We start from the raw sequence: 7,248 nt of genomic DNA, 5'->3' as shown, positions 1-7,248 counted from the left end.
TTTAAAGTTACGGGCCCGCGCACGCTAAACCTTGCAACCTAAAGGAGGGGTACTTTTTGGACGCCGATAAGGGGTCCCGTTTAAACGCCGATTGACACCAGCGCCAGGCTGATTTTACGCGCGCTGCTGGCGAGCAAGCCGTAGTGGCGGATGCGATGGAAACCGCGCGGTAGCACGTGGAGCAGGAAGCGTCGAATGAACTCGCCGGTGGCCAGCGCCATGACCTGCCGGCGATCAATTCCGTCGCGGCGATAATCCTTGTAGCGGAATGTGACACTGTCATTGTCGAAGGCGATCAGGCGATGGTTCGAGATCGCGACCCGATGCGTGTACCGTGAGAGATAGGCGAGAACGGCTTCCGGACCCGCAAATGGGGCTTTTGCATAGACCACCCAGCGCTTGACTCGAACAGGCTTAAGGTGATGCAGGAAAGCGCGCCGGTCAGCGAGGTGCGCCATCGATCCGAAGAAGATGAGACGGCCTGCATCGCGCAGGGCATTGAGCCGTGTGAGGAACAAACGGCGGAACAGCTTGCCGAGAACGCGCACCGGAAGCAGGAAGGCTGGGCGTGACGAGATCCAGCGGCTTCCGTCAAGCGAGATGCCGCCGCTCGGCACGATCATATGGACATGCGGATGATGGGTCATGCCCGCCCTTGCCGCGCTCCACTCGCAGAAGCATGCGCTCGCTGTCGACGTCGGCGACTTTCAGCGAAGCCACTTCCGATACGCGCAGTCCCGAACCATAGGCAACGGCCAGTGCCGCCTGATGCTTGAGACAGGTTGTGGCATCAAGAAGACGCGTCACTTCCTCACGGCTCAGAACCACCGGCAGTTTGCGCGGGTGCGCCAGCCGCACGAGACGGCGGGCAAGATCAGGGCGATCAATCGTGGTATTGAAGAAGAACCTCAGCGCCGACACGACACTGTTCATCGTTGGCACCGGGACGCCCTCGCTTTGCTGCCATATCTGGAAGCGGCGCAAATCATCCACGGACGCGGTATCGGGGGGCCTTCCGAGAAAGCTGGCAAGTCGTCCGATGTCGCGCAGATAGTTGCGTTGGGTCTCGTGCCCGAAGTGGCGCAGGTTCATGTCGTCGATCAGGCGTTGACGAAGCGGGCTGATTGCGGGCGAATTCGGTTGGTTGTGCATGGTCAGGCTCCTGGTTGAAGAAGCCAGTCATTCTCTGCTCGCTCCGAGCGACACTCAATGCAGAGTGCAATGGTCGCTCTGTGCCTTCTACCTCAGTCGCATGGGCCTTCCCGCGAAGCGGGTTCGTTCAACGGCCCCGAGACGGTCGTCCGTCCGTGGCATATAGCGTGAACGGCAAATTGGGGGACGCCAGTCCCCCAGGAGGGGAGTTCGTTGTCATCCACTATTCAGAGAATGATCACAGCCTTAACGGGCTGCCGCTCACAAGGGAGATTATTCAGTAACGATTGCCCTTACTGTGAAGTATGAGCCTTCGCTGTCATGTCAACGCCGAGCGCACGCATAACCGCCAATGTTGTCTTCAGAGTTGGATTCCCGCGTCCGCTGAACGAGCGGTAAAGCTGTTCCCGGGATAGTCCGGTTTGGCGTGAAATCTCAGTCATGCCCTTGGCGCGGGCGACGACGCCAAGCGCCTTGGCAACATAGGCCGCATCTCCCGTTTCAAAAGCATCTGCCATAAAATCTGCGATTTCCTCATCATCGACCAGTGCAGCCGCTGGATCATAGGTGGTTACTTTTTCAGTCATCCTGTTCACTCCAATCATTTGCGAGCTTCCTGGCAGCAGCATTCTCACCGCAACACATTGGGTCGCAAAAGAGCCCGGCTAAGTCTAAAAATCTTTGCCGTCAAAACGGCAAAAATCCCCCAAGGAAACTAATCATATCGATTATCCATGCGACGGCCGCGTTGAACCAGTCCCGAACGACAGTAGCTATGTACACGATCGCAACCAGTCCCAGGACGAGACAGAACAGAACCGCAAAGAACTTTGCAAGGGCGTCGTCAGCCTTCGGATCGGGAGGTGAATTATAGATGTAATCGTGTCGCATCGTCCTTTAACGCTCGTGTTCGTCGCGTTCCTTCTTTTGCTGCTGCGCTTGCTCTAGTTCCTGCAATCGTGGAACCTGTTGTTGCGGAGGATCTGTACGGGCAGTCTCTCCGTCGCGAACGACGGCCTTTGTTTCCATATTAGCCCGATTATCGAGTTGTTTGGAACCTTCAACTTTCTCGTCGGTCCGATCCCGTTCTTCAAGCAAGTTCGCTTCCCATGCCCGGCGATCGACCATTTGTTCGACACGGTGCTTCTGCCCGTCAATCTCCTGTATGACGGTTTTCATGACGCGTTCCGTACCAGTGGACCGCAAATGAATTTCATCGCCGATATCAGCGCCGGCGCGATGCAACGCATCCGGTAATCCGACACCCCAGACCGTGCGATTGCCATTGGCAGTTTCAATAACAACGAACGGCGAAGGCTCGTTCTTTTCATTATTCTGATAGGGCTTCTCTCCTGTCTCGACGAGGATACCCTGAACACCCTCTTTATAGTCGTTGGTTTTGGTGTGCGGCGTGCCGGAATTATCTGCATTCTGTTGCTCTTTATCGACCTTGCTCGACTGATCCGAACCTGCAGATTGCTCCTGATCCCGGTGAACCGCATCAAGTGCCCTTCCCTCGATCGGAACAATTTCATTACGCAAATAGGACTGCTCCCGGCGAGCCAGATCTTGCCAATCCAGTTCAGTCGGCTGATAGCCCTTGACCGAAATTCCGTGCGCCTGGCCCTCCAGCCAAGTTTCACGGCGGAACTCCTTGCTCCCCGTTATCTCGATGCTCGTCCAGCCTCGATGCGCTGCTGTTTCGATCATCAATCGAACGCCCTGAGCATCGAACGATTTTGCGCGCAGCTTCTCTCCATTGTCCTGGAACACTTCGCGCTCACCCTTTGAATCGGCAAAGACTCGCTGCGTCCCCCCGTGATCCTCACGAATATAATATCGGCTCGTGATTTCACTCGGGAATGAACGATCCATTTCGGCCTGATAAGATGCTGCCGCCGCTTTCTCCTCGTCATCCATGCTCGAACGAGGTTCGTTGGCAAAATCTGCAGATGGCCGACCCGGCTCTGCTTCCGCGACAACATGCGCTGGCTTTGCAATTTCGGAATCGGGTTCCCGAGCAATCTGCATCGACGAGCTATCCTGCTCGCTTTCACGCGATGGGGTTTCGACGCTCAATCCACGCTGTTCCGTCAATTCCATATGCTCGCGCATTAGATTGACATGCTCGCGCGTATACTGCGCTACCTGATCCAGATCGGCTTTCTCCTCCGCTCCGAGATTGCGGCCAAGCCGGAACAAAGCTGTTTCAACTTCTTTCTCATATGCCTCAAAATCGCTTCTCGACATTTCGCGCACTTTGTCACCCTCCAATATGATGTTTTGCAACTTTACCAAATTGGTGCGGTAATGTGACCCGAAATCTGCATGAACGATGTTAGAAGTTTTAGCTTCAGATTGAAGCGAACTGGTTGATATAACTATATCTCTTTGTTGCATGGCATACGCCGCAATCTGACGATCGCCGCTCGCCATTGCTACTTTCTCCCATCCCTGTGTTACCTTTATGGTATATTCACGGCTTCGGATGCTTCGAGCCATGCTACGCCGACCTGAGCGCTTTGCGTCATAGCGCGACTGAGCCGCCTCGCTTGTCCCTTCATGTTGCGTTCTTCCATCCCGACTAACCGGCCGAACCTGATTGCGCGTGTAGGCTGGAGCATTTGCGAACTCGCGCCTGTCGGTCATTTCCATTGCGATACCGTGTTCGCGCGCCTTTTCGGCCATAAGCTCGCGCCACTGACGAAAAACCTGTGGCGAGGTTTCCACCCGATTACCGGCATCCGAACGCATAGCGATAATGGCATGAGCATGTATATGCGGTCGCTTTCCGCCCTGCCCCATCTCCTTCGGGTCGCTGAACGGATCATGCATCGCAAATATGTAGCGATGCCCTTCGAACTGCGCGGCCAGAAAATCCCGAACAGCGCATTCGAAAGCCTGAACATTGGTGCCAGCTTTGGCAGACATGATGAGATGCATCACATCCCTGCCCTTACGGCTATGCAATTCCCGACGCCACTGCTTTTGCACCAGGTCGCCGGCGGAACGCGCATCTGAGACAACGCGCCCCTTATGATCACGAACGTCGCCCTTATGATCCTCGACCAGACTTCTCAGCTTGGCGGCGCCATATTCCACGCCATTACCATAGCCGGTAAAACTGAAACGCGCCTTCACCAGCACTGACGCTGCGCTTTCGTTGTAGCGCCTCTGAATAATGTTCGCCGCCTTCGAGTCACCGGTCAACCGCTCCCCTTCCATGCTGCGCAACACCACCACACCGTCAACGTCTAAGACGCCATGTGATGGCTGCGAAACGGCATAAGCAAAGCTGCGATTACCGAATCCGCTCGCCAGGCTATCGCGTACGAGCTGGTGCAAAGCTTCTTCTGTTGCGAAACCGGTAGCTTCGATCGACACATGGAAAGTTCCAATATCCCTGCTCTCGGCACGATTTTGAAACAATGGCTCCCAATCACCGCGCAACCGTGCAAGCTCCTCGCGACCCTGAAGACGTTCACCGTTTTCCTTTTCGACGCGTATTTCCCCGCTTCGCGAAACGTAATTGACCATCGCGCCGAACCGCGCACCGCCACCGTACGACGCCACTTTGACAACAGCTGGTTGACTCCCGGCTGCGACCGCGGCCAAACGTGTTTCCATCGACCTGGCGACGGCAATTGGCTTCTTTGCCGCGCTTTGAACAGACGTCACCGCTCTTAAGGATCGCATGCGCATTTTCGCCACGGAAACACCACTTGCTGCAGCGGCACCGCCTGCGATCTGTAATTCGCGCAACCTCCGGCGCATTTCTTCCTCGGCGCTGCTTGCAGCACTCGAACCAAGTGAAAGCTCATGCAGCAACGCCGCTCGGCGTTGCTCCCACTCACTCTCAAAGGCCCCGAGAAAGAATTCCATGGTCGCTATTCCTTGCTGCGGTGTCTGTATCCTGACCGCTTGGTAACGCGTCTCAATTCGCTCAGAACCGCAACCTGCATCTTTTGCACGTCACCCACCACCATGCGGACTTCGCTATCTGAAACCGATTTGCCGCTATTCAGCGCTCGAGCGACCTGATTGAGATTGATGCCAATCATGCGCATATCCTCAAGCATGAGAGACAAAAGCGCCCTGTCATCGTCATTGAAGATCGGCTTCTTCCCCGCCCCTTGCAGCAAAACGGCCTTGAAAAATGCGCTCATCGTCATGTCAGCCGCCTTCGCGGCGTCGTCGATCGCGTCATATTCGTCCGCCGAAACACGGCTATGGATGGTTTGCGGCTTGGGTTTAGCGCCCCTCATATCCTCTGAAATTGCTTCATTCATAGGCGTTGTTAGCTCCAATTCAGCGCAGCAATCGACAATCACGGACGTGTTTCGCGATTGGTCAGAAGAAAATGTAGCACATTTTTCCGTATCCTGCCTAACCAATTACAAGCAGAACCATTTAATATTCGTCTAATATGGCCTCGCTCCGCTCACCCCTTACGCCGAGGCTACGCCCCGGCGCTTCAAAGGAACTACGCTCACCAGGGTTCACCTCCAGACCGCCTTAATCGCCTTTTTGTACCCCTCGTACTCGCCAGCAAGGGACGCTACGCTCTTCGCCCTTGCCGGACTGCGTGCGAGCGGTACAGACGGCTCTTGCGCGGCTCCGGGGTTCACACTCGATTGGGAGAAACATGTTCCCAAACTCTAGTCATTGAGTGATGTGATTATTTGATGTGAACACATGGTGTGTCACATGCTTCAATGAGTGTTGTCACATCGTGTGAAACTACCTTAACTTGACATATACTCTCGCGCCCTGTGGGCAGCATTTGCCGACGCTTCGGGCAATAAATCGACACAAACAAAACCAGCATTATCCAGGTACAGGAGGGCCAGCGTGACACTTCGAATCTCTTCAGTAAGCGGCAAAGGTGGAGCGGGGAAGACGACCGCAGTCATTTTGACTGCAGGTGAACTCGCACTCAAAAATCGACGAGTATTGCTAATTGATGCCGATCCACGACAGAACTTAGCCGAGTGGTGGAAGCGGTGCGAGGCCAAGGACAATGTACCGGCGTCGATTTCACTGGCGACGGCACTTCGTCAGAACAATATAGAGAAGTTAATGGCGTCACAGGAGGCCAACTATGACGCCATTTTGATCGACGCGCCGGGCGTCGATAGTGTTGTGATGGATATGATAATCGACCATTCAGATATCGTCATCACGCCCATTCAGCCCGCCCAGGATGAGATTAAAGCAGTTGGTGAAGCAGCGGAGGCAATTGCGACGCGAACGGACGTTCTTGACCGTAGTATCCCTCAAGCAGTTCTGCGAACGCGCATCACCATCGTCAACCGGCACCTCGAAGAATACCGGATCATTCGCCCTTTCGTCCAAAATTTGAGCGAACACGGATACAATTCCGTACTTCTCGATACGGAATTAATCGAACGAAATTGCTATAGAGAAATCCGCAGCGGTCTTGGCACACTACAAATGCTGGAACCGAGTGAACCGGTTCTCAAGGCCAGAGCGGAGGTGAATGCATTCGTCGAGGAGTTGGAGCAACTTAAAAACGAAAACCGCAGGGAGACTATCAATGGCTAAGGGAAAAATCTCTCTTTCTGATTTCCCTGTCGCGGAACGTCGAAAACGTTCAGTTGATCTGGATAAAGACACTGCCACCCCGCCTATTCCTCACGTGCAAGAAGATGGCGCTGCAAACGTTGGAAATGAATCGGCGCCCGAGACATCAAGTCAGAATAAGCAGGCTAAACCTCTCGAAACAACACCGGAACAACACCGGGCAAGTGCTATTGAAAATGCGAACCGTCGAGAAGACTCCCGTAACCGACTGCGCGAACTTCGCAAAGCCCGTGAACGCGAAAGCAAACATTTCGTCAACGTATCGCTTGATTATGAGACGAAACGTCGTCTTGAGAACGCTGCTCATGACAATGGTCTGAAGATGACGGTCATTCTTCGTGATGCCATTGATCAATATCTTAAAGATAATGGATACTGACCGTGTTTGGCCGAAGTTTTCTCGTCGGGATAGCGCTCGGAATTGCCATTGGAATCTATATTGCTCCATCGCTACACACCAAACTAGATCTTCACAATGACGAACCGACGATC

The 7,248-nt window shown here is 54.3% G+C and carries 6 protein-coding genes and 1 pseudogene; 2 read left to right on the top strand and 5 right to left on the bottom strand.

Annotation, left to right across the window (positions count from 1 at the left end; genetic code table 11):
- Positions 1-95 precede the first annotated feature (95 nt).
- The 5 genes and pseudogenes from VBH83_RS18850 to VBH83_RS18830 form a co-directional block, all read right to left on the bottom strand.
- A pseudogene (locus tag VBH83_RS18850) lies at positions 96-668 on the bottom strand (transposase); the annotation flags it as partial.
- Entirely contained in the window at positions 592-1,152 is a 561-nt protein-coding gene (locus VBH83_RS18845) for a phage integrase N-terminal SAM-like domain-containing protein (RefSeq protein WP_279678397.1), read from the bottom strand. The gene VBH83_RS18845 and the pseudogene VBH83_RS18850, both read right to left, overlap by 77 nt.
- Before the next feature lie 293 nt (positions 1,153-1,445).
- Complete coding sequence (locus tag VBH83_RS18840) at positions 1,446-1,739, bottom strand: addiction module antidote protein (RefSeq protein WP_279678396.1); 294 nt, start codon at positions 1,737-1,739, stop codon at positions 1,446-1,448.
- A gap of 310 nt (positions 1,740-2,049) precedes the next feature.
- Positions 2,050-5,034, bottom strand: a complete 2,985-nt coding sequence (locus VBH83_RS18835) for an LPD7 domain-containing protein (protein ID WP_396999028.1) — start codon at positions 5,032-5,034, stop codon at positions 2,050-2,052.
- 5 nt (positions 5,035-5,039) lie between these two features.
- Positions 5,040-5,441: a plasmid mobilization protein gene (locus tag VBH83_RS18830; RefSeq protein WP_396999027.1), complete on the bottom strand. Its 402-nt coding sequence runs from the start codon at positions 5,439-5,441 to the stop codon at positions 5,040-5,042.
- A gap of 562 nt (positions 5,442-6,003) precedes the next feature.
- Here VBH83_RS18830 and VBH83_RS18825 point away from each other — a divergent pair.
- Together VBH83_RS18825 and VBH83_RS18820 are read left to right on the top strand one after the other, a co-directional pair.
- Positions 6,004-6,717, top strand: coding sequence for a ParA family protein (locus VBH83_RS18825; RefSeq protein ID WP_396999026.1), 714 nt, complete (start codon positions 6,004-6,006; stop codon positions 6,715-6,717).
- Positions 6,710-7,135 carry a hypothetical protein gene (locus tag VBH83_RS18820; RefSeq protein WP_396999025.1) on the top strand — a complete coding sequence of 142 codons (426 nt, stop codon included), beginning with the start codon at positions 6,710-6,712 and terminating at the stop codon, positions 7,133-7,135. The genes VBH83_RS18825 and VBH83_RS18820 overlap by 8 nt, the downstream gene beginning before the upstream one ends.
- Positions 7,136-7,248 lie beyond the last annotated feature (113 nt).

The organism is Ochrobactrum sp. S1502_03 (assembly GCF_044435015.1).
Classification (GTDB): Bacteria; Pseudomonadota; Alphaproteobacteria; order Rhizobiales; family Rhizobiaceae; genus Brucella; species Brucella chromiisoli.
The sequence above is the reverse complement of the archived record's forward strand: the minus strand, read 5'-3'. Positions and strand labels throughout refer to the sequence as shown.